The following is a 23,655-nucleotide window of genomic DNA, read 5'->3' as shown; positions in this document are numbered from 1 at the left end:
GGGGTATATGTTTATGCGTCGGTTCTCCGGTAAGCGCGGTATGCGGCCAGGTCAGCTTGTAGCTGCACTGATCGGTTTGTGCCTGGTGATGATGCCGCTAGCAAGCTGTAATTCAACAACTCCAACTACTACCAATGTATTGAAAGAGGTGCCGCTGAACCTGAATATTCCTGACTCTGCCATGAGTTCTCCCGTTACCGGTCCTCTTCCTGCTTCGACCGTACTTCATGTCCGCATTACCTTTAAAATAGACCCGGCCATGATGCAAAAGATGCAGAATCAAAAGGTGGAGCCCGGTAAGCCTTCTCACCTGGAGCAGTTTGCCAGGCAGGTTGGCATCGATGATGGGACCTATCAAAAATTCAAAGATTTCTTTAACCTTCAGGGTATCTCACTCAATTTGAGTAAGATGCGCACGCATCTTTCAATCGAGGCCAAGGCCAGCACCTTTGCCAAGGTTTTGCGAACCAATTTCGTGCGCCATAGCTATCAGGGGCGCACCTTTTTCGCGCCCGACGCCAAAAAGCCACCCATGGTGCCGCAGTTCTTGCTGAACTATATCGATGCGGTCACGGGACTGGATAACTATAGTGTGCAGCCGACGCATCAAGCCTCCTTCCAGCCTGTCGCCTCGACCGGTGCGCAGAAGCCAGCGGCCGACTGTTCTCCGCAGGACCAGACATTGTTGCCCAGAGATATCGCCCACGCTTATGGGTTTGATCAGCTGTGGAATCAGGGTCTGCATGGCGAGAACACCACGATTAACCTGGTAGAGATCGATGGCTCTCTAAAGAGCGATGTCCAGAACTATCTCTCCTGCATTAACTTTAAGGGGAGTGTTACCCCCGTGAACGTAGATGGACATCCGCAGGATACCCTGGGCGAATCGACCCTGGATATTCAGATGGTGGCGGGCCTGGCGCGCTCAGCCAATATCAAGGTCTACCAGACCGATGGCAGCAGCAACAGCGTGGATGACATCTGGGTCAACGTCAACGATGAGTTGCAGAAGATTCTGGATGACAATGTCAACAACGCCAATGCGGGGGGCACCGTCAGCGTCAGCCTGGGCGCGTCCGAAGGCGAGATGTCTCAGCAGGACATACGCGCGATTGATCAGAGTATCCAGCAGCTGACCAAGATTGAGCATATGACTGTGTTCGTAGCCAGTGGTGACTGTGGTGCCTTTACCAGCGGACGCTATGGTGATCTCTCCGTTAGTTTCCCGGCTAGCGATCCATGGTCGACAGCCGTGGGAGGGACCATCTTGCAGATAGACCAGGGGCAAAACCGGGCCAATGAGTCGGCGTGGTCAGACGGTGCCAGTGGTGGGAGCTGTAAGAATCGCTGGGGAACCGGCGGTGGCTTGAGCCGCATCTTTGGAACGCCCTCCTGGCAGAATCAGTCTGGTGTCAAGAATAGCACCTCTAATGGAAAACGCCAGGTGCCCGATATATCGGCGGCCGCCTATGGACTGGCTGTTTATTACAAAGGACAGTGGGGATCTGTTGGCGGTACCAGTGCCGCGGCGCCCATCTGGGCAGCTGGCATGGCATTGGTCCACCAGGGCTTAATCAAGCAGGGCAAATCCTTCAATGCATCGCCGCAGGTATTCTACGATACCGCGAAGCAGAACGGGCGCGCCTATTACGATATTACGCAGGGAAATAACTTGTACTATAAAGCGGCGCAGGGCTGGGACTACACCACCGGTCTGGGAACTCCCAACCTGGCCGATTTATACCGTACCCTGTCCCAATAGTTGCCGATCCAGCCAGCTGATCTCATACTCAGCTGGCTGGACCATTGAGCTATGCTGTTTCTGCCTGATAACATGTGTTGTACAATAGTAGAGAAGCAGAGCGAGCAATGAATTTAGCAAGGAGCGGCATGGCTATGGCACAGGCATTTCCCAGGAACTGCCCACGCTGTGGGGCAGCAACAAATCCCGAGCAACGCTTTTGTGGCCGTTGTGGATTATCTATTCTGCCCCCCGATCGTGCGCAACAAGTCTTTTCTCAACAAACACCTCAGGAGGCTAGCGAGGACAGTTTCTCTCCGGTATATCCATCACCATCGACGTTTGAAGAACGCTATCCAGCACGTTCCCTCTCCAGCGATGCAACGCGGCCAGCACGTTATCCCGCCTATTCTCAGGATAGCGGTTCAGCTCTGCAGGAAGATGAGTTTTCACAGTCAGTTTCCAGGAGCAGTCCTTCTTCACGGAGACGGCGTCCAGGGCTTCCACGCCTATTATTGCTGATCGTCGTCCTGGTGCTTATCCTGGGGGTTGCCCTCTATTTTGTCTTGCCGTTGCTGGGTATCGGCAAGGCTACCCAGTCGGCCATCTCCACTACTGATCTCCAGACCACCATCGACTACGCGGGGGTCAATATCACGCTTCAGAATGTGCAGCAGGCCAGGAACTTTCTGGACGATCCCCAAAGCCGTTCAGATGGTATGGTGCGTGTGCATATGCAGGAAACCAATAAAAGCAAAAATGGTACCACGCTGATCTATCCTACTATTGCGCATGCTGTGCTGCCGGGCGGCAAAGAGGTCCCCTTGCTTTATGCTTCCAATAATCCGAAACTAGCTTCGGGTGAAACACAGTCTACCGATCTGGACTTCGCTGTCCCCACCAGCATGAAGGCGAACCAGATCATCTTGCGCCTGGGCGCCGCCGATGAAGCGCGTATGGACGTTCCTTTGCAGCCACATGCAGACGTGGGTAAGTATGCGACAAAGAGCGTCGATGTCAACAAAACGGCCAGCTATTTTAGCTTGAACTATGAGATGACGCAGGCTACGACACAATGGAGCCTGGATGGTCAGCAGGCTCCGAAGGGAATGCGCTACCTGACCCTGACCTTTAAAATTGACAATCCGCTTCTCCAATCGGTGATTGTGGGCTCCCCATTTGATTATATGCAGGTCAAGTCCGGAAGTCAGAGTATGCTACCACAGCAGGCTAACGTTCCCATTACCTTCGCATCCCATGTTCAGGGACAGGATGGGTCGGCCGTGTTTCTGGTACCCCAGGATACGGCCGCGATGAGTCTGGTACTGGGCAACAAAGATAGTGACGGCTTCGATCCAGACACCGTAAACTTTACCATTTAAAACACTTTTCTTAACACATGCCAACGCTTTTGTGCTCAACGCGTACAAAAGCGTTGGCATGTGTTATTGTTTTTGAGGAGCCAGCAGCATCAATGTTCCTTTTCCGTTTGTAATATGCATGCAGAGGATCTTTCCATCTTTCAACCAGAAGGGGGAGATTAACTGTTGCTGCTGAGGCTGAGAGATGGTAATGGGGGTGCCATGAAAGACATGAGCTATCAGCTTGCCTCCATCGCTATAAACCAGTGCCTGTCCATCAGCTGACCAACTCCAACCGGCTAACTGGTGCTGCGGAGTAATGCTGGTAGGTTTATCTGGCCTACTAATATCGACGGTTACCAGGTGGGTTGTCTGGTTGGTGATGATTTGCTCATATGCCAGTTCGTGGGTGGCCGGAGACCAGGCTACGTTTCCAATGGTAAAGTTGCCGGGCGCGACCAGCGTTGTCAGTTTACGAGTTTGAAAATCCATCACATAGATAGCACGCGCTGGTTGTGCAAGCGTTTCTTTTGTCGCGGCTCCGCTCTGGGCCACCACCAGGGCCAGATAACGGCCATCAAATGACCAGTTCATGTGTTGAATCAGTAGCTGTTCTGATAGCGTCACCTGTAAGGTTGCCGGGGCGCCAGACGTTTTGGTAGACCAGAGCTCTGTCTGTCCATGTTGCTGCTGTGCGAACATCACCTCATCGGCGTTGGTGGGCGACCAGTTGGCTGCCAGCGCATTATTGTGTCCTAGTAGACGCATGTATTGTCCTGTAGGTACCAGGGCCAGTAATGGATGCGTGGTATTCATCGGGACCACTGTTGCCACCAGCGCGGATCCATCGGGGGACCAGGCCATATCCCTGGCATAGCGCATGGCCAGCGTGCTGCTCTGAACTGGATCGGTCAGATCGGCTGTGTAGAGCACACCGTTCTGACCTGCGGGTTGATAGATGATATGCCGCTCGGTCGGGTCCAGTGAAAGCAGTTGTCCACCATTTGCCAGTTCGGGGGCTACTGTGATCTCTTTGTTCACGGTATAGCGAAGTCCTGAGGGAGCCGTGGGATTGGCCATAAAATAGGTCAGGCCGCTGAGCGCCAGGATCAGGGCCGCAGCGGATGCGAGTACAGCGATAGTTATATAGTGATGACTCCCGCGGCGTTGTGATGATGCATTTTGTATGATGCGATGACGTAAATCAGGTGAAAAATGTATTTTTTCTGCTTCCGTGTGCAAGAAGCGTGAGATGCGCTCCTCCAGGGCATCGTTGGTAGATATATCGCCAGGTTGCTCTTGATAGGTTGACTCATTGTCGCCCCTGCCATGCTCATTCATCGTTTTTCTCCCCTATATCTAATGGGTGCTGGTAGGTAGGTTGTGGGTGATATATTGGTTGAAGCATATGCAGCATCTGTTTGCAGGATTCGACGCAGCTTCTCATGAGCGGCCTGCAGGCGTTTGCGTAACGTGTTCTCAGCTACTCCCAATGTTTCGGCAATCTCTGGCATTGTCATTTTATGGTAATAGAAAAGAATCAGGACGCTACGCTGATTGAGGGGAAGCTTACCGATGGCCTGTGCTATATCAAGGCTATCATCAATGCTGGTTGTCTGTATCACAGCTACCTCTTCAGATTGTTCCACTGTAGAAGGTATAAAATGCTCTTTGAAAAGCGCTGTCCGCCTGGCCAGTTGTCTTTTAATGCTGGTGGCCTGATTGACTACGATCCTGAGTAGCCAGGCTCGTAAATGCTGTCGTTCTCGCAATTTAGCAGCGTTTTTCCACGCCAGGATGAATGAATCTTGCACGATATCCCTGGCGACTTCTTCATCGTGGACCAATAAATAAGCTGTGCGCAAGAGTAAAGAGCCATAGCGGTCAACGATCTGTGTAAATGCATATTCGTTGCCCGAGAGAAATTGTGTCACCATTTCAGCCTGCCAGGCTCCATCATCGGAGCTATAATCGCCGGCTAGCGCGGGTCCTCCGCCGCTTCCCTGCGCGGATGGTCTAGAGTTGTGTTGTGTCACAATGTTTTTCGTGCCAGCCAGATCAGTCAAAGCGACTGAGGGCAGCGTGCACGCCTCCTATACTCCTGATAGTATCAAGGCTGGCTTTTCTTCAATATATGTTAATGCCTTATGTTACTCGTCTCTTTTCTTTTCTCTATAATGCAACGACGTGATAGATCCTCAAACAGGGTATTAATTAGGATCCACCTGAACAATTTACGCATTTTTATTGCTCACAGATGCAATGTGCCTGCCTGATGGTTTTTCGGGGACAAATCTCAATGTTGGATCTGCTGATGCTAATGGGAGGGCGCGCCGTGAAGTGGAATAAAAAATGACGAGTGGGTAATATTTTTAGTGATGGAAGGTGTCATTAGACTGTGAAGTGTAGCGCAGGACGCTTCAGTGTTAAGATTCGGTGTTTACGCGCAACCCGCCCTACAATTTATCACCAGGGCGGTCGGAGGCACACACTAAATAACTGATTGTATTCCGCTATCATCAATGGGGAGGAAGATAACCGTCCGGTGAACTTTCTCCCCGGTAGCATCTCTGTCTGAAGGTGCCGCTATTCGAGCAGAAAACTGCCCATGAGCTCGCGGCGCAGATTCGCTCTTTGCTCTTCCTCTGACTGCTCTGACTTCTTTTCTGGCTGCTGCACGGCAGCGTGGCGAGAAGTGAGTGCCGCGGCAAACTCGTCCAGCATGATCTCTTCTAAAAATGTCGGCTGCGTGGCCTCCTTGTTCTCCTCGTATAAAGGAGTGGTTATCTGAGGCTGCTGCGCCACAGGTTGAGCGACCTCGGCCTGCTGCTCGGATTGGAGGGTATTCGCATCGACTGATGTGCCTTTTTCTGATTGCGCATCTTCAGGCGTCTCAATCGAAGCATCGACGGCCGGGGTGGATGACGCAGTCTGTAAGGTATTCAGGGCTATGCGTGTGCCATTAATTTCAACAAAAATATCCTTGCCCGCGCGTAGCTCATTCAACTGCTGACGCAACTGACGATTTTCTGCCTCCAGTTCCTCCATAATATGTCGCTGATTTAAGAGTTCTTGTGCGATAAGATCAAAGCTACTGCCGCCCATACTATCTCCATTTTTTTATGATACATACTGTAATTATATAGACGAGGAGCGATGAAGAATTCGTATCCTCTATGCCTTGATATAGAAACGTATTAATGGAAAGGAGGTAACAAATTTCATATAGATGAAATATCCATATAGACAGGTATACGGCAGGTAACATGACAGAAATAACGTAATTCCAGACATGATTGTGGATAGTGCTCATCTTTGTGACGGCTTTTGTATATGTTACACTGAGTGGCGCCTGATCGGGCTTAACCATAGTCACGATATCGATATTACGACCTGTGGCACATGGAACGGCACACAGCTTCCCCCTGGTCGTGATACAATATGGAATACATGTTACCATAGAGAGTGTGGTAAGGTCCGAAGCAAAATACATTAAGGAATAGAAAAATGAAAGACCGTATCAGAGAAATTTTAAGCTGGTATAGCAGCGAAAATCCTGGTGTTCGTACCAATCTGGCTCGCATGCTCAACCATGGTCGTCTGGGTGGCACCGGTAAAATGGTGATTCTGCCAGTAGACCAGGGCTTTGAGCACGGTCCCGCGCGCAGTTTTGCGCCAAATCCTGCCGGGTATGATCCTCGCTACCACTTCCAGCTTGCGATTGAGGCCGGTTGTAACGCCTATGCTGCTCCACTGGGTTTCCTGGAGGCGGGCGCGGCCGAGTTCGCTGGTGACATTCCATTGATTTTAAAATGCAATAACCACGATGTATTGAATGACGAGCGGGACCCCATCTCCGCCGTGACATCGGGTGTTGAGGATGCGCTGCGCCTGGGTTGTGTGGCCGTGGGCTTCACCATCTATCCAGGATCCTCTGAGCGCAACCAGATGTACGAGCAGTTGCGTGAGTTGACGCTGGAGGCCAAGTCGGCCGGACTGGCTACGGTCGTCTGGTCGTATCCTCGCGGTAGCTCGCTGAGCAAAGATGGCGAGACTGCTATTGACGTCGTTACCTATGCCGCGCAGATTGCCGCTCAGCTGGGCGCGGACATCATCAAAGTGAAGCTGCCGAGCGCGAAGGTTGAGCTGGCTGAGGCGCAGAAAGTATATCAGAAGTACGAGATCCCGACCTCCACGCTGGCCGAGCGCGTCAAGCACGTGGTGCAGAGCTCGTTTGATGGTCGCCGCATCGTCATCTTCTCTGGCGGCGCATCCGCTCCCGACGATCAGTTCTTCAACGAGGCTCGTGCCATTCGCGATGGTGGTGGTTTCGGCTCCATCATTGGCCGCAACTCCTTCCAGCGTAGCCATGAAGACGCCATCAAATTCCTGGGTCACGTCATGGGTATTTACGAAGGGTCCGTCCAATAAAACTCAGCAGATGTGTTTGATAATTCCTCCATACAAACATGTATGGAGGAATTTTTATATGCCGCCCATAATTGAGCGTCAGGTGTCTTATTTTGTACCTTTTTGTCGTCTTAAGTAGAAGGGGTATAGATAAGAACTATTGCATCAAAAGAGGTGAAAAATATGGGATGGCAGATCACAGCATTTTGTGTCGAGCATATGACGCTGCAAGAGTTAATTAAGGACTTTCCTTGTTCGTTCTCCCCAACGGGACAGAGCTTTTCGGCGGAAGACGTTTTTTCGGCTATGCTACCGGTTCCCTTTGCGATCGGGCAGATGGGAGCCTGGACCGTGTTGTGTGATCCTCTCTGTATTATTACCTGGCGTGAGCAGATGCTGGCGGCCTTCTCGCGGGGGCGGCGTATTTTCGCCTTTGTGGTCGAAGGCGCCTCTGGCATTTATGGCTTCTGGTATTTTGTCGATGGTTCCCTGGTCAGAGAAGTCTTGTTTCAGGAAGGCACCTGTGTAGAAGAAGAAGGCGCGCTTTTGCCTGAAGAGCGGGCTCTGCATCATCCCTGGGGCTATGATGAGCAGAATGTATTAAATCTGCTTGAGCAGGTGACTGGCTTTGGCTGGAAGCAGCTCAGCGGATGCTTTTTTCAAGGCCTGGAAAATGATCTCTATAGCAACATACGAGCGGTCCGATAGGAAACTCCGAACCGCTCGTATGTTATGCGCTACAGGCTTTTAATCCCAGTTTTCGACACCGACATCCTCGCCCTGTTCCGCCAGCCAGCGTTCCAGGTCGATAGCGGCGCGACAGCCATCACCGGCCGCGGTGATGGCCTGGCGATAGCGATGATCGGTCACGTCTCCGGCGGCAAAGACGCCGGGTATATTGGTCATCGTGAACTCGGATGGGACAATATAGCCCGCCTCATCCAGATTGATGATGCCTTTGAACAGGTCAGTATTGGGTTGGTGTCCGATGGCCAGGAAGAACCCCTGCGTTTCCAGCGTTGTCTCTTCACCAGTTTTTGTATTGCGAATGCGTACACCTGTGACCGCATCCTCACCCAGCACCTCGGTAACCTCGCTATTCATCAGAAAACTGATCTTCGGATTTTTGGCGGCTCGATCCTGCATGATCTTACTGGCCCGGAAGCTCTCTCTACGATGGACGATCGTGACATGGCTGGCGTAGCGAGTCAGGAAGGTTGCCTCTTCCATCGCGGTATCGCCGCCACCAATGACGATGACATCACGGTTTCTGAAGAAGAAGCCATCACAGGTAGCACAGGCGGTCACGCCACGTCCCTGCAGGCGCTTCTCACTCGGCAGTCCCAGCCATTTCGCGCTGGCACCGGTGGCGATCACTATCGAACGCGCCTGGTACTGGCCCATATCAGTGGTAACGGTAAATGGGCGCTTGCTAAAGTCGACCGAGGTCACATCTTCGGGCAGCAGTTCAGCACCAAAGCGGCTGGCCTGCGCCTCAAATTTTTCCATCATCTCAGGACCCAGGATGCCGGTTTCAAAGCCAGGAAAATTTTCCACCTCGCTGGTCAGCATCAGCTGGCCACCAGCTGCATAGCCCTGCAGCATCAGCACAGACAGATTGGAGCGTGCCGCGTAGATAGCAGCGGTATAGCCTGCTGGTCCCGAGCCAATGATAATAACGCCATATATTTTCGCCATTGATGTATTTCCTTACTTATGTGCTTAACTTCTACTGATGATAACACATAGAAGTCTTTTTTTATGCCTGTGTTCTGAAGTGTTGTGCAGGCGGCTGTTCTTCAGCATCTATCTACTTATGATAACACCGGCCTATTCCCGTCCTTGTGCCCATTGCGACACATGTTCTCACCAACCTGACAAATAAAGGGCGCCAGGTTGATGGAGAATAGCCAATGGCAGGCATATCTGTATGCCTGCCATTCCTCAACTCGTTATTCCGCCGTAGTTTGTGCCGTCTGGGTGCTCCACAGGTGGAGTACATGCAGGGTATCGACCACGGTCTGTTCCAGTGGGGCCAGCGCCACGTGTTCCTCAACGGTATGTTCGCCGACCACGCCGGTTGAAACCGTGAAGGCCCGGATAGCTGGTCGGAAACTGCCCGTGTCGCTACCGATAAAGGTGGGCTTCATGCTGAGCGTCTCTCCGCGTTGCGATAGAGCGATCTGGTACATGGTCAACAGCGGCTCGTCCGGGCTGATGCTATAGCCTTCATGCTGCACCTTAAAATCGATCTCGACGCGCCCACCAAGGCGCTGAGCGGCCTCTTCAAAGGCTTCCTGGATCTGTAGCCGATAGCGCTGGCGAATCTCGGCAGACTCAAAGCTACGTATCTCACCCTCAATTTTGACCATGTCGGGAATCGCATTGCGCGCGTGCCCCCCACTGATCTTGCCGATATTGATGCGTGTCTGGTCTAATGCCAGTGAGCCAAGTGGAAATTGTGCCTGGCGGAAGATATCGATGGCGTTTACCGTGCTGGTGAGGTCCTGTCCTGGGTGTCCAGACTTACCGGTAATTGTAACATCAAACGTCTCATAGGCTGCGCCTTTTGACACGACCACGCCGGCTTCAAAGGCGTTGTCAAATACGATACCGTCCTCGACCTGCCAGCGCGTGGCATCAAAGCCATGGGCGCCGCAGAGGCCGCATTCCTCCTGGACCGTAAAGAGCAGGACCAGCGGCGGTAGCTGCAACTGCTGCTCAAGCGCGCGACGCACCACTTCCAGAATGATGACGATCCCGGCCGCGTCGTCGGCGCCCAGGTTGGTTTTGCCATCGCTATAGAGCACACCATCCTGCAAAATAGGAGTATGTCCCAGTCCGGGGGCGACCCGGTCCATATGGGCGTTGAGCAGAACTGGCGTTCCTTTGCCCTCCACTGTCGCGATCAGGTTGCCGTGGTCATCTACCTGGGTGCTTAAGCCCAGAGAGTCCAGGTATTGCTCCAGATAGCCCCGTACATATTGCTCCTGGCCTGAAGTGCTCGGAATACGCACGAGGTTGACCAGCGTATGATAGAGCTGGTCTGCATATATAAACATCATAACAATTTCCTCCATATCAAGCATACTGTTACAACGAAATAACCAATCTTTTTGATGACAGATGGATGAGCTCGGCATTCGTTTGTCTGGGCTGCATCTTATCGCGATACGCCACATCCTCGCTTTTTCTTACATCTGGCCTATTTGGTTGTTTCCCTACGCTCATTAGGCTATAATGGGACTATTCTTCTCTTCGGCTTGTACTGCGCTCTCACAGGCAAGCACTACCACCCTTTACTTGCAGGAATCATAACATGTTTTTTTTATAGCATGCACGCTGTGCAATCATATGCGCGGTACTTTACAATTACTTTTTATATCATGTGGAAGGGGCTTCCCTGTATGTCTCGTAGTGCAACAGAATTTATGGGAACACCTGCAGGATTGTTCCACTGGATTCCCGGCGAAATGATTGTTATCGCTCGCCTGACACGTGTCCCCCTGGATGATGCTCTCAACATAGCATTTGAGCAGATTCGTACGCAATTAAACACGTTCCTGGCCCGCTATCAACTTACCCTAGATCCCTATGGGGCCGCCGGCCGCTGGGAGGAGGTCCCAACGATGCCGCCGGTACGCCGCCGCGCCTTTGTCTTCGGGCTGCACAGCCAGCAGCCACTGGTGGCGCTGTTTTTTCATACCCGCGCGCTTGACACGCGTGAGGGTGATCCTCTACCGGCCGCACTCTCCTATATACACGCGCATATCGCCTATTTCGCGCAATTTGGCCTGCATATTGTTTCCGCTATGCCGAACTGGCTGGTGACCGCCGCGCCGTTACTCTATAGCGATGGGGGGCCGGGCGCACCTCCTCGGCCGGCGCCTGCGCTGGAGATCCATGCGCCTCCCCAGGCATTGCCGGGCTGGCATCTGCAGTTCGCGACCCAGGGGCTGACGCTGGATGCTCGGGACGCGGAAGACGTGACCGTGGTGGTGGTGGATACGGCCCAGCATCCCGATCGTATCCGTAGCGCCGCGACGCGTCCAGAATTGAGGCGCAACTGGTTGTTACAGCGCCTGGTTGAGGATATGCGACTGGAGGATGGATCGTTTATGGTGGAGTATGATCGCTATCCTGTTACCAACGACGTGCGTACCGGCCATGATACGGCGCAGCGGAGCCGCTACTATTTGATGCCTGATCATGGACTCTTTGTGTCTGGCATCATTCGTGATCTCGCACCTCGGGCGCGCATCCGCCTGGTGCGCGCGCTCAATGATTTTGGCGGGTGCGATCTCTATAATCTTTTTGCCATCCTGACCGATCTGGAGCATGAATTAATCTCTGGCACCATTCGTCGCCTGGTCATTAACCTGAGCCTGACTACGCTGCCAGATTTTTTGCGGCTGCCATATTTATGGTTTCAGGATCGTCAATGGCCGACCTCGCAGCTGCTGGGGGCGCAGAGCGTGCTGACATCGCTTGAGGAGGGTCTGCGGCTGCTGTTCGAGAGTCTCTTCGCGCACGGCGCGCTGATTGTGGCCGCCGCAGGCAACGATTCGTACCAGGCGTTTCGTGGGGGACTGCCGCCGCGTCCGCCGCGCGCGCCGGCTCGTTACAGATCAACCTTGAGCGTCACATCGGTAAATAGCAATTTTCGCCCATCCCAATTCGCCAATGCCGCCAATTTGCCGGCTGATAGCGGGGGCGTTGCCACCTTTGGTGGCGATAGCGCGGGCGTTGTGGATCAACAGGGTTTGCCGGACGCGGTGCGTGGATTATTTATCTCGCCGACATTTCCCGGGGGCGAATCGAACCTGACTGGCTGGGCGGATTGGAGTGGCAGTTCGTTTTCGACGGCTATCGTCAGCGCCCTGGGGGCGCATCTGCTGGCGCAGGGCTGGTCCGCCTCGAACAGTATCACGCGCCTTTCCATGGGGCTGGGACAGCAGGGCGAGATCGCCTTTGGTGCCCCGGCCGATGTTTCCAGCTTGCTCGCCAACATTGTATATGCGCAGCAGAGCTTTAGACTCTAATTACGCGAACCCCAAAAAATATGTGGCGAATTGGAATAAAAGTGCGTGCAGAGCGGTTCTAGTTTTTGGATGATACTATGAGGTGTATCACCTGTCTGATCCCGCGCATCCTGGGTTGATCGCGTCGGGAGGCTAGCGGGGGATGCAGTTTGTGGTATAATACATGAAATATGATGTGTGCTTTATTATCCTCTAGCATGCAGCACCTGTTGCGGCGGAGAATGATACGTACGCAATCACGGATGTGCCATTGCGACACATCAATCTTACTATCTGGAATAGTAAAAGGGTTGCCCTCGCATCCCTTTCAGAGAGGTGAATTTATATGATTGAGCAGAACCAGCAGTCGGCGATCGAGACAAGCGTTCTGACCATGACACCCGCCGCAGCAGATAAAGTTCGCGAGCTGCTCAAGCAGGAAAACGATCCAACCCTGGGTCTCCGCGTTTTTGTCGCCGGTGGTGGTTGCTCGGGTCTCCAGTACGGCATGACCCTTGATGAAGAGCAGGAAGGCGATACCGTCGTCTCTCTGGGTGATATCAATGTTTTCGTTGACGACATGAGCCTGGGTTATATCACAGGTAGTGAAGTTGACTATGTTGATAGCCTGATGGGCGCGGGCTTCACCGTGAATAATCCTAACGCCGTTTCCAGCTGTGGTTGTGGTCACTCCTTCAAAACTGCCGATGGTGGTGGCGAGGCCCGTAGCTGCGGTTGCGGCCACTAAGCTTGCATAGCATAACGAACCCGGAGTATCCAGTGTACCTCGGGTTCATGATAAACAGGGGTTGCTTTGCGTTCTATACTGCAAAGCAACCCCTGCGCTATATTCAGCTTGGTTTAGAATGTGCCTGAATCTCGTCATAGTGGGGGATGTGATAGCTCCCGCACGGGCGTCCGCTGCGCGGCCGCATAGATTTTATGTGCTGGTGCAACAGGGGCGCATTTGCGCCCCTGTTGCACCAGCACATAAAAGGTTTCTGGTCTATTCTTCATTCTCACTATCCGCTTCCACATCAACGGATGTTTGATCGGTGGGGGTATTCAGCAGGCGCGTGAGCAGACCCGGCATGTCGCTGGCGAATTTCGAGTTGGCGACGACTTTGAGGGCCCCTGCCTGCAGGGCTTTGGCTCGTGCCTCCAGGTCCATATGTGAGCCAAAGGCCAGCACCGGTACCTGCTGGGATCGTGCCGCGCGAATGGCTTCCTCCCAATCAACGCCCCGGGTGGCGATATCAACCACGGCCACGTCTGGAGCGGGTGATGCCGTCAATCCCTCTTCAAAGGCCGCCAGTGTGCGTACGACCGAGGTCTGCATATCATGATGGCGCAGCGTATCGCGAATTTTGACCGCGAAAAACAAATCTTTTTCCAGTGCAATCAGCGTAATGCTCACAACGGTATCTCTTCCTAGTCTTCGGTACTTTCATAAACGGGTCGGCGGAAGCGATCTCCCAATTCCTGATTGATGAGGTTGATATCATTATAGAGTTCAGGAGTCAGCACATGGTGCGTGCCATTGCAGTAGGGCTTATCGCACTTCTTTTCATGGCTGGTCTCAAGCAGTAGATTGCCATCTTCTACCGATGCCCAGATGTGGCGGCGCGAATAGCCATCCCCCCACTTAAAGATCAGTCCGCCCTTATATTCATCGAAGCGGCCCTGCCCGTAGAGAAAGTCACGATTAAACATCTCCAGAATCGGACGGATGCGGCTGCTTTCAATGACCTTTGCCGTGGGAGGAGTCATCGTCGTCGTGGCCTCATCGGACAGGTCTTCCTGTGGAATGAACAGCTCACGGCTGGAATGCTGCTCCTCGCGGATCATCTGCTTGATCATTTCTCCTTCCTGGTCGCTCAATCCATGGCCCTTCCCCAGGATTGGTGCTTTACCGGTTCGTGGAGGTCGTTCGGGTGTATTTTTACCAGGCACGGTACAACTCCTTGTTTTCTACGAGCTCACAGATGTTCCGCTTACGCAGTTCATCTGCTTATCGGACAATCTAATCATTGTGGCATGCACATAGCTTACAACTTCCGACCAATCCCGACAAGTTTTTATTGGAGTCGAAGGCGCGATAGAGGACGCCGGACGACGATCAGCGTGATATATATTGAATGATTTTAATATATGGTGCAATACGTCAAGTACAGATATTCAAAACATCTGTACTTGACATATGTTCTATTGGTGATTATACTTCTGTTATATAAACTGTAGATTGTTCTCATCTCTATTGCTTGATCCGTAGCACAATAAGAACAAGTGTTCTAGCTTATTGCTAGAATAGAGACATGCAGGACGTGTGCCCATGAGCGTAGCAAAGGGCGTTGCGGTTGGGATGGAAATTGGAGGTGGACAGACGACGGTTGCCCTCATTGATCGCGATGGCGGTGTGCGCGAGCGGTGTATGGCAAAGACATTACGTGGTCGTCCAGCAGTTGCAACCCTTGACCCGTATTTACGCGCAATTGATACCATGCTGCAGCATGCCAGAGACCAGGATTTAGAGGTCGCTGGTATCGGTGTCAGTATCCCCGGATCAGTGGACGGACCGGCGCGCCGGCCACTGCAAGTCCCCGTTTTGCCTTCACTCAACAATTTTCCCCTTGGTGATCTACTGGAGAGTCGCTATCACTTGCCCATCCAGGTGCATACCGATGTAGACGCAGCTGTGCTGGGTGAGCACCGTTTTGGCGCAGGAAAGACCCATCAACGTCTACTCTTCTTGACCGTTAATGCGGTTGTCGGTGCATCTCTGGTGGTAGATGGGCAGCTCGAATACCCTGGTCGCCAGTACGTCGGGCATGTCTGCCACGTGCCCATTGCCTCAACGGGGCCGCGCTGCAGCTGTGGCAAGTGTGGCTGCATCAATACATTGATCTCGATTGAGGCGGTTAAACGCATGGTCCAGCGGGCGCTGCGACGAGGCGAAGAGACAACACTGACACAGCGCTTTTTAAATCATGAGGCCTTCAGTCATCAGTTGCTGGCTGAGGAGGCTGTGCGCGGTGATAGCCTGGCTCAGCGCGTGTATCGCGAACTGGCTCGCTGGATCGTGGAGGCGCTCACGCGTTATCTCGGCTTGTTCGAGCCAAATCTCTTTATTTTAGGTGGTGGCGTGCTGTATGGAGGTGATCTCCTTCTGTCCCAGATCCGCACCCTGATTCAAGATCGACCAAAATCTCCCCTATGGCAGATGATTGAAGTTGTACCGGCATGCCTGGGAAGTGATGTGGCATTGATTGGTTCGATTGCCCCGTTTACATTCGTGTAAATTTTCCGTTTACATTCGTGTAAATGTATAGGATAGATGCTGGACAATACTCGAGGTTGAGGCATATACTAGTGACATGAATAACACACGGATTCCTGTTATTGTAATTGATGATACGCCGGTCAAGCGTCGTGGTGTATGTGAATTTGTAGAGGAGACTACCTCCCTCGAATTAGCAGGACAGTCAGGCGATGCTCAGGGTGCTATCGCGCTGGTTGAGAACCTTTGCCAGGAGCAGAAGCAAAACTCCACTTTAACGGGCTGGCTGGTCATGTCGGATCTGCGCCTGGGGGCAAGTAATGGGGTTGAACTGGGGCGTATGCTGCTGGATATCGCGCCTGGCTTGCGCGTGGTAATCTATACCCAGGATCCCAGCTGGACGCTGGCGGCCGAGGTGTTTCGCCATGAATATACGCGTCGTGGCACACAGCGCACGCGCCGCTCCAGTAAGTTTACAGGACTGCACGGGTACGCGCTTTTCAACAACATGGAGCCCGCGTATCTGGAACATATCGCCAGTTCGGTCGTTTTCCGCAAAGAAACCTATATCGACCCCGAGGTGTTAAACTATCTCCTCAAGCGTTTACGTGGACAACGCCTGACTCCACGGCAGGAGGAGTGTGCCTCTCTCATCGCCAGAGGGTTAAGCAACGACGATATCGCCCTGCGCATGGGTTTTCTGAATGCGAAGGGTGGCCCCAATATTGGCCCGGTCGAAAATCTGGTGAGCGAGCTGTATAATTTCTTTTCCATTGAAGGTGCGCCCAGCGATCCAGGACGCCGTGTGTTGCTGGCGCATGCTTATGAAGCCTACGCAGGCCTGCGCCAGGATCCGTTGTTACGCTAGCCGCCTTCCTTTAACCTGTTCCGATGGTTCGTTTGCTGCTGCTTCAGGCAGGCTGTACCTGTGGCTGCGTATCTATGCGTGCTTCGGGTATCAGGGGTATTTCTAGACGCACAGTGGTGCCATGTTGAGGATCGGGTCGTGGTTTTGAATCTATATGCAGGACGCCATGAGCAGCCCGTACTTTGAGATTGGCCTTAAAGAGGCTCGTTTTTTCTGGTGGAATGGCCTGTACGTCGAAGCCATGCCCATCATCGGTAATTTCAACGCACAGCACATTCTCCCGAAAAGCTGTACGCACCGTAGCATAGCTGGCCCCCGCATGGTTATAAATGTTAAGCAGTGCCTGCGTCACCGTATAAGAGACCGCCTCGGCGATCTTTTCACCCTCCTCACTCTGCTCCAGGTCAGGATTGAGTGCATCCAGCGCCCAGAGATCATAGCGGATCTCAAGCAGCGATTCTGTATGAAGTACGGGCAGATCTTCACGGATCAACTTTTCCAGGTGGAGCTTGAGACCCAGGCTACGTCGTTGATAGGCATCCTCCACCAATAACTGCAGTCCACGCAGATCGCGCTCTAGCTCCTCGCTGATCTTGCGCACCTTGCTGAGGGCTTCAATCACCGGTGGCGCGGCTATCCTTCCATCAGCGCTACGCTCCATCTCTAAACGCAACTTATGCTGCCAGTAGCCCAGGAGAGAGCGAATGCGCAGCGCCTGCTGCTTTGGCTGATCGTGGATACGCTGTGATAACAGGGAGCGCAGATGGGCGTCCGCGTGCAGCAAGAGCCTGGTTGCCTGTTCAAGCTCTACATTTGTTTGGCGCAGCTCCTGAGCTGTCTTTTGCTGTTCCTGTAACGCCTCCTCACGCTGGTCCAGGGTGACGTGCAGGCGAGCAATCAGGCGCAGCGAACGGATCGCATAGAGCAGGATCAAGGGGTAGACAGCGGCCAGGACATAAAACATTGCCAGCGGCAACAGTGGCTGTCCCGTCAGCAGGATCGGCAGCACGCCGAAGCAGAAACCCAGGCCGATGCCCCCGATCCATAGCGTCAGCAGATCGCCCAGGTGATGGCGGATACGGGCCGGAATGACCGGTGAACCAGGACCGTCGGCCGTTTTTTTGTGGCGCGGCCAGATGCCCACCATCTGAAAAATAGAGGTGATCCCGATTCCCAGGCTGACCACGCCACCGAAGACCGCGTATCCCAGGCTTAATTCGATGTTGGTGCGGATCGGTACGTAGCCCCGGGACAAAAATGAGGCCCAATCGTAGGCTATCAACAGCACCAATGGTGCATACGGCAATCCATCCACCAGCCAGCTCGGTTTGCGCCCCTTGATCATGGCCATCGGGCGATAGGTCAGACTCAGATGGATAAAGCCCGCACCCAGCAAGGCGAAAGACGGGATCCAGATCATTTGCACTACAAGATCTGGTGGCGTAGCGGTCTGGATATTGCCCCAGTGACTATAGAGGAGAAGCAGTATGGCTGGTGGAAGCAAGGTAAGACCCTCGACCGCCCCCGTCCATTCCGAGGCGGTGGCCAGCAGCACTATACCAACGATGAGCCAGCTCAATCCCGCCAGCAACGTCAGGCCAAATGTCTGCCACCACATGCTCCACGTAAAGATATAGGCCGGATGTGTAATGGTCTCCGGGGGTGTTTGATCTCCTTGCGCCGTGTACGTAATGGTCTCCTGGGGATGGGTCTGTCGATATGCGCGCTCGATGCCGCTCGTCCCAGTCATATGGTTGACGGATGAAATATGGACGTTGCTGGTCAATGATCCGCTTGGGATGGCGAAGGGTGGTAGTTGTTCGGGTGTCGTGATAATGATGATCGGCTTATCAGGACTCTCGGCATCAATGGTCCAGGTAAAGCCGCCAAATACCTTGCCGACCTCGTTGAGCAAACGCAGATGGCCAGCCCCACTGATCACTAATAAGATCAAGGCGACAGCCAGGTAAAGTATGGTCAGTCTGGGGCGTATACGCTGCCACCAGGCGTGCGTTATATGTTGTTCGGCGAAAAATACAGTAGACACACTTAAGTGTAACATGTCTAAATCATCAGTTGCAAGGGACGCAGAATACGCCTCTTCATAAACATGGTGAGCAGGTTGCCTACCTTGAGAATTCTTCTGTTCTATGCTATACTTGTCTCTATGGAAAGCTGCATACATGTGCAGGTATGCGAGGAAAGGATTGCACCAATGGCCACGAGATCGGTTGTTTCTCCCCTCAACAGCGATGCTACCGTGCAAGATGAGGTGTGCCAGGAGCGTGTCATTCATGCGGAACACGTTGCTGAGGTTCGGCAGCACGTTTTGCCCGCGCAGGGTGCTCTACAGATCGCCACCCTTTTTTCTATGTTAAGCGATCCAACGCGCTTGCAGGTACTGCATGCATTGCTCTGCGCACCAACGGGTGAACTATGCGTGTGCGACCTGGCTGCTGGCCTGGGGCGTGATGATACCACTATCTCTCATCAACTGCGGGTTTTGCGCCAGCAGAAAGTCGTGGCGATGCGCAAAGTCGGTCGGGTTGTCTACTACCGCCTGATCGATGAGCATATTCGTCAGTTGTTGCTGATGGGCCAGGATCATATCCAGGAAGGACACGTGTCGCAACGTCAATTGGATAGCGAGGTATTGTAATGAGTGTAGGACATACTCACGCCCACGGGCACAGCCATGATCATACACATGGCATGGCAACCAAAAGCCTGCGCATGGCTTTTTTCTTAACAATCATTATTCTGCTGGCCGGCCTGATAGGCGGTATCTTGTCGCATTCGCTGGCCTTGCTTTCGGATGCGGGACATACTGTGACCGACCTCGTTGCGCTGGGGCTGGCCTGGTTCGCCGCCGGACAGGCGGAGCGGCCCTCCAATGAACGCAAGACCTACGGCTATCATCGGGTCGGCATCCTGGTCGCGCTCTTAAATGCTATCTCGCTGATTGTGATCGCGATCGTCATCGGTTGGGAGGCTATCCAACGCTTTCAGCATCCCGAACCCGTACAGCCGCTGATCATGTTTGGTGCCGCGGCCATCGGTATCGCGATCAACCTGTATATCGGGTTTGGCCTGAGCCGAGAGGGACACAACCTCAACATGCGCGCCGCCGCCCTGCATGTCTTTGGAGACGTTGGCGCCGCTGTCGCGGTGATTGTGGCCGGTTTGATTATCTTGCTGACTGGCTGGACCTTTGTCGATCCCTTGCTTTCCGTAGGCATTGCGCTCTTTATCGCTTATGGCGCATGGGGTATCGTACGTGAGACCACGGATATCCTGCTGGAAGCGGCCCCGAAAGATGTGCCCGTCAAGCAACTGGTGACCGATATTCAGAAGATAGAGGGCGTCAATGACGTCCATGATCTACACGTCTGGTGTATTACCAGTGGTATGCTTGCTCTCTCCTGCCATGTCTCCATCTGCAATCTACAGCCAGAGGAAAATGCGCGTGTGCTGACCGATATTCAGACCATGCTGCAGCACGATTATAATATCACGCATGCCACCATTCAATGTGAATGTAAGGATCATGCCTCGGCCTGCTGCGAGAACGAAAACCTGTATTGTCAGCTGCGTGTAAACGACGCGGGCGCTTCCTGCGGTGACCACGACCATCAGCCCCTTGGTACTACAACTATAAATAGCCTCCACTGAGAACGCTGGCAACAGAAAGGGTGGAAGAAGGAACATCCATGGCATCATCACAAGTACATCGATCTCTGAAAGAGAAGCAACGTCAGGAGCGTGAAGAGCTGATCCTGAAGGTTGCGCAGGACGTCTTCCTGGAGCGCGGCTATCACGAGACCTCAATGGATGAGATCGCCAGTCGTGTTGGCATTGCCAAAGGGACTGTCTATCTCCATTTTCCTGGGAAAGATGATCTGGTGATCGCGATTTTCGAGCGGGATATGCAGGAGATCCTACGCCAGATGGATGCCTGTCTTGACTGTCAGCCTTCTCCTCAAGCCAGGCTCGAAGCGCTCCTCCACTTTATGTACGCGGGCCTGTTCAGTAAACGCACCCAGCTCCTCTCGTCTATCTATCATAGCGCCGATAGGCAGCGTCTCTTTGCTGAAAAAGGGGGCTGCCTGCGCGATTTATGGGAGCGGGTGGCGCAACGTGTCGCGCAGATACTGGAAGAAGGTAAGGCCAGAGGCGATTTTGATACGACGATTCCCACCAGCATCATGACCAGCACCTTCCTGAGCCTCATTTCACCCAAAAGCTATGAACGCCTGCTGACAGAGGGACAATTTGTGCCGGAAGATATTGTGGCCCATACCAGCAAAATCTTCTTTCGTGGTATCCAGACAAAGCCCTGACAGCAGTTTAAGTATAACGGCAGACAGGGGAGGTGCGGATGCACCTCCCCTGTCTGCCGTTATACTTAAACTGCGTGTGATCTCTATTCGCCGCTGCTGCGTAGCTTATACACTTTGATGGCTACCTGTAAGGTGAGCCAGTTGCTCCGCTCCTGGAGATCGATGTCGCACAGCGATTGCAGGCGCTCCAGGCGCTGTATAAGCGTATTGCGATGGACAAAGAGCTTCTCAGAGGTTTTGGTGAGGTTGCCCGCGCACTCCAGATACGTCTCCAGGGTATCCAGCAGATCGGTGTTTTTACGCCGGTCATAATTGTCGATATGGGCGATCTGATCCTGGTAGACATCGCGTAGATCATCCATATGGGCGATTTTGTATAGGTAGCGATAGACGCCCAGGTCATTGAAATGCGTCACGATCGGTGGTCGTTTCCCCTCATTGACGCGCGGCTCCTGAAGATTCTGTCCCATCTGCAGTGCTTCGTTGGCTTCGGCAAAGCCACGCCGGTAATCACTGATATACTGGCAGGTATTGCCAATGCCAATGGAGAGGAAGACATCGTACTCATTGCGCATCTGGTTCGCCAGGTCTTTGAGCCAATTCTTCAAGCGCATTCCGCTGGGATCCTTCGTCAGGGGCAGGATACAGGTGATCAGATTTTCGTGTTCGTAGAAGACCGAGCCGGAGTAGTTATCCTGAATGCGCCGCCTGACAATGCCTCCCATGCGCTTGTAAGCGGCCTGCAGAGATACCCCCTGGCTATAGCTTGGGCTGGCATCGGTCGTGTTGCCCGGCAGTTGACCCGTGCGCGTGCGCTCAGGCCGGGCCTGTTTCTGCGTGGCCGTCGTCTCATCCCAGCGTGCATCCACGTGGGTGATCTCTACCATGACCGCCGCGTGTGGCCGTGTCAGATCGCAACCCAGGAAATGTGCCCGCTGACGCAGCGAATCTTCAGAATCGTTTGTCCCCTGCATCAGGTCATCAAAGAATCCCTTTACCAGGTTCTTTTGTGCCAGCTGATTAACCAGATAGCTGTTTTTAATCGCGATAGCCGCCTGATTGGCAACCGTGGTCAGCAGGGTCTGGTCATCGGTGGAGTAGCGACGCGTCTTATTTGAATAGCAGTTGATCAGGCCGAGCTGTTCGGTACCGGAGATTAACGGCGCGGAGATCAAGGTGCGATACTGGTTATCTTTGAGTGGATTCAGGCGTTCGAGCGTGTGCTCATTTTCAAGTTCTATCTCGGTCGCTGCCAGCCCGGTATCTCTGGTGGCATTGGCCTCGTTCATCTCGCGTAGCCGCTCCAATGTGGTGCGATCAATATCGATGGTATGGAACTGGGCGCGATCATTCAGGTTGGGCGACGTGGCGCGAACCGTGAGTCGCCTGGCCTGGCGCGAGCTTTCCAGATCGCGTTCACGAGCCTGGTCCATCAGCATGATCACGCAGAGGTCGACCTCCATTAACTGCACCGTTAGCGTCGCCAGGGAGCGCAGCATATCATCGAGGTAGAGTCCGGAGCTGATCGTCTGGCTGAGCACGGATAGCGTGGTCAGCGTGCTCAATTTGCGCTGGGTATTTTCGTAGAGTTGCGCATTTTCGATGGCGCTGGCAACCAGAGATGCGGTATTGCTGATAAATAAACGATGCTGTTCCGTAAAGTCATGGGGTGCGATGGCCTGGACCGTGATGACACCGATCAGGTGTCGGGTCTTCGTAATGATGGGCACGGTCATGATTGACTGGAATTTTTCCTCTTCCAGCTCGGGGAAGTAACAAAAGCGTGGATCTTCAAGCGCCTCGTCAGTGAGGAAGACTGGTTTGCGATGCAGGGCGACCCAACCGGCGATCCCCTCTCCTACTCCCATGGTGATTTTTCCTACCAGATGGCGATATTGTTCGTTTGTACTTGCCAGCACAAGGCGTTCTTTGTCTTTGTCGTAAAGATAGATGAATGCAATCTGGCAGGACGTAGCGCGGACTACTGTGTCCACAAGGTGACGTAACACTTCATCAAGCCTCAGCGTTGAGCCTACGGTGGAAATGACCTCATGTAGTAAAGAGTTCTCCTGTGTCCACATCTCGATCTCGTTGCGTAGTTCGATATTATCTCTTCGTAACTGTTCGAGCGTCTGCTCCGAGTCGGTGGGGGAGGGCAGCTGATGATTTGTACTAGCCTTGAAAGACATGCAACCTCCTGATTTGACAAATGATAGCACAGGTGTGCGTCTGTCACCACCGCTGCAATCGTTGAAACCGTGGTTGTTGTAGTAAGCGTCTTTGCCTTCCTTCATACATATGGCGCGTATGTATCCTGATGTTTTGATGGGCGACCAGATGGTGCATGTAGGAGCGTTACACCATTGATCGCCCTCTATAGATTAGGTTCATATGGATACTCCGTCCATAACTATATATGAGCCATTGTACCCATTTTCTTTCGCTACGTCTAGAGTTTAACCTTGTCTTAAACATTTTCATTAGAAATTCATAAAAAAAACGTTTCAGCGTAGCTATATTAATGTGTGTTTTTCTGTCTCGCTGTATATTTCTGTCGCTGCCTGTGTATTTGAACGAGTTTTTCTGGTAGCGCACGTGTGTGCTGTATAAGTTGTATGATGTGTCTATTGTTGACCC

Annotated in this window: 20 protein-coding genes; 11 read left to right on the top strand and 9 right to left on the bottom strand. The window is 53.0% G+C overall.

The window, feature by feature from the left end; translation table 11 throughout:
* Window positions 1-13 precede the first annotated feature (13 nt).
* Together AABA21_RS18000 and AABA21_RS17995 are read left to right on the top strand one after the other, a co-directional pair.
* Window positions 14-1,762 (top strand): S53 family peptidase, encoded by a 1,749-nt coding sequence (locus AABA21_RS18000; protein WP_338252558.1) that lies wholly within the window; start codon window positions 14-16, stop codon window positions 1,760-1,762.
* A gap of 134 nt (window positions 1,763-1,896) precedes the next feature.
* Window positions 1,897-3,123, top strand: coding sequence for a zinc ribbon domain-containing protein (locus AABA21_RS17995; RefSeq protein WP_338252557.1), 1,227 nt, complete (start codon window positions 1,897-1,899; stop codon window positions 3,121-3,123).
* A gap of 63 nt (window positions 3,124-3,186) precedes the next feature.
* On the opposite strand, the gene AABA21_RS17990 is transcribed toward AABA21_RS17995, so the two are convergent.
* The 3 genes from AABA21_RS17990 to AABA21_RS17980 all read right to left on the bottom strand — a co-directional run bounded on the left by AABA21_RS17990 (window position 3,187) and on the right by AABA21_RS17980 (window position 6,207).
* A complete protein-coding gene (locus AABA21_RS17990; protein WP_338252555.1) occupies window positions 3,187-4,443 on the bottom strand; it encodes a TolB family protein in 1,257 nt (418 codons plus the stop codon).
* The gene (locus tag AABA21_RS17985; protein WP_338252553.1) at window positions 4,440-5,138 is read right to left on the bottom strand and encodes an RNA polymerase sigma factor; all 699 of its coding nucleotides are present in this window, start codon (window positions 5,136-5,138) and stop codon (window positions 4,440-4,442) included. Before AABA21_RS17985 ends, AABA21_RS17990 begins: the two co-directional genes overlap by 4 nt.
* Before the next feature lie 550 nt (window positions 5,139-5,688).
* Window positions 5,689-6,207, bottom strand: coding sequence for a hypothetical protein (locus tag AABA21_RS17980; RefSeq protein ID WP_338252551.1), 519 nt, complete (start codon window positions 6,205-6,207; stop codon window positions 5,689-5,691).
* Between the two features lie 402 nt (window positions 6,208-6,609).
* On the opposite strand from AABA21_RS17980, the gene AABA21_RS17975 reads away from it, so the two are divergent.
* Complete coding sequence (locus tag AABA21_RS17975) at window positions 6,610-7,533, top strand: class I fructose-bisphosphate aldolase (RefSeq protein ID WP_338252550.1); 924 nt, start codon at window positions 6,610-6,612, stop codon at window positions 7,531-7,533.
* 162 nt (window positions 7,534-7,695) lie between these two features.
* On the top strand, window positions 7,696-8,220 hold the full coding sequence (locus tag AABA21_RS17970; RefSeq protein WP_338252548.1) for a hypothetical protein: 525 nt from the start codon (window positions 7,696-7,698) through the stop codon (window positions 8,218-8,220).
* Between the two features lie 39 nt (window positions 8,221-8,259).
* Here the strand turns inward: AABA21_RS17970 and trxB are convergent, their stop codons facing one another.
* Window positions 8,260-9,210 carry a thioredoxin-disulfide reductase gene (gene trxB / locus AABA21_RS17965; RefSeq protein ID WP_338252546.1) on the bottom strand — a complete coding sequence of 317 codons (951 nt, stop codon included), beginning with the start codon at window positions 9,208-9,210 and terminating at the stop codon, window positions 8,260-8,262.
* Between the two features lie 254 nt (window positions 9,211-9,464).
* The gene (locus AABA21_RS17960) at window positions 9,465-10,577 is read right to left on the bottom strand and encodes a M20/M25/M40 family metallo-hydrolase (RefSeq protein WP_338252544.1); all 1,113 of its coding nucleotides are present in this window, start codon (window positions 10,575-10,577) and stop codon (window positions 9,465-9,467) included.
* A 342-nt stretch (window positions 10,578-10,919) separates the two neighbouring features.
* On the opposite strand from AABA21_RS17960, the gene AABA21_RS17955 reads away from it, so the two are divergent.
* Both AABA21_RS17955 and erpA read left to right on the top strand, forming a co-directional pair.
* Entirely contained in the window at window positions 10,920-12,554 is a 1,635-nt protein-coding gene (locus AABA21_RS17955; RefSeq protein WP_338252542.1) for a S8 family serine peptidase, read from the top strand.
* A 325-nt stretch (window positions 12,555-12,879) separates the two neighbouring features.
* Complete coding sequence (gene erpA, locus AABA21_RS17950) at window positions 12,880-13,281, top strand: iron-sulfur cluster insertion protein ErpA (RefSeq protein WP_338252540.1); 402 nt, start codon at window positions 12,880-12,882, stop codon at window positions 13,279-13,281.
* A gap of 258 nt (window positions 13,282-13,539) precedes the next feature.
* Here erpA and AABA21_RS17945 read toward each other — a convergent pair whose 3' ends face one another.
* Together AABA21_RS17945 and AABA21_RS17940 are read right to left on the bottom strand one after the other, a co-directional pair.
* A complete protein-coding gene (locus tag AABA21_RS17945; RefSeq protein WP_338252538.1) occupies window positions 13,540-13,950 on the bottom strand; it encodes a PleD family two-component system response regulator in 411 nt (136 codons plus the stop codon).
* Between the two features lie 14 nt (window positions 13,951-13,964).
* Complete coding sequence (locus tag AABA21_RS17940) at window positions 13,965-14,486, bottom strand: hypothetical protein (protein ID WP_338252536.1); 522 nt, start codon at window positions 14,484-14,486, stop codon at window positions 13,965-13,967.
* A 379-nt stretch (window positions 14,487-14,865) separates the two neighbouring features.
* On the opposite strand from AABA21_RS17940, the gene AABA21_RS17935 reads away from it, so the two are divergent.
* Both AABA21_RS17935 and AABA21_RS17930 read left to right on the top strand, forming a co-directional pair.
* Window positions 14,866-15,831: an ROK family protein gene (locus tag AABA21_RS17935; protein WP_338252534.1), complete on the top strand. Its 966-nt coding sequence runs from the start codon at window positions 14,866-14,868 to the stop codon at window positions 15,829-15,831.
* Between the two features lie 76 nt (window positions 15,832-15,907).
* Window positions 15,908-16,678: a transcriptional regulator gene (locus AABA21_RS17930; RefSeq protein WP_338252531.1), complete on the top strand. Its 771-nt coding sequence runs from the start codon at window positions 15,908-15,910 to the stop codon at window positions 16,676-16,678.
* Window positions 16,679-16,721: 43 nt separating this feature from the next.
* Here AABA21_RS17930 and AABA21_RS17925 read toward each other — a convergent pair whose 3' ends face one another.
* Window positions 16,722-18,740, bottom strand: coding sequence for a sensor histidine kinase (locus AABA21_RS17925; RefSeq protein WP_338252529.1), 2,019 nt, complete (start codon window positions 18,738-18,740; stop codon window positions 16,722-16,724).
* Between the two features lie 153 nt (window positions 18,741-18,893).
* Here AABA21_RS17925 and AABA21_RS17920 point away from each other — a divergent pair, with 153 nt between their 5' ends.
* The 3 genes from AABA21_RS17920 to AABA21_RS17910 are packed head-to-tail and all read left to right on the top strand — an operon-like array spanning window position 18,894 to window position 21,018.
* On the top strand, window positions 18,894-19,337 hold the full coding sequence (locus AABA21_RS17920) for an ArsR/SmtB family transcription factor (protein ID WP_338252528.1): 444 nt from the start codon (window positions 18,894-18,896) through the stop codon (window positions 19,335-19,337).
* Window positions 19,337-20,350, top strand: coding sequence for a cation diffusion facilitator family transporter (locus AABA21_RS17915; RefSeq protein ID WP_338252526.1), 1,014 nt, complete (start codon window positions 19,337-19,339; stop codon window positions 20,348-20,350). Before AABA21_RS17920 ends, AABA21_RS17915 begins: the two co-directional genes overlap by 1 nt.
* 38 nt (window positions 20,351-20,388) lie before the next feature.
* Window positions 20,389-21,018 carry a TetR/AcrR family transcriptional regulator gene (locus AABA21_RS17910; protein ID WP_338252524.1) on the top strand — a complete coding sequence of 210 codons (630 nt, stop codon included), beginning with the start codon at window positions 20,389-20,391 and terminating at the stop codon, window positions 21,016-21,018.
* Between the two features lie 83 nt (window positions 21,019-21,101).
* Here the strand turns inward: AABA21_RS17910 and AABA21_RS17905 are convergent, their stop codons facing one another.
* Complete coding sequence (locus tag AABA21_RS17905; RefSeq protein WP_338252522.1) at window positions 21,102-23,207, bottom strand: GAF domain-containing protein; 2,106 nt, start codon at window positions 23,205-23,207, stop codon at window positions 21,102-21,104.
* Window positions 23,208-23,655 lie beyond the last annotated feature (448 nt).

This window comes from Dictyobacter halimunensis, assembly GCF_036245075.1.
This window is presented reverse-complemented; position numbering and strand designations above follow the sequence as displayed.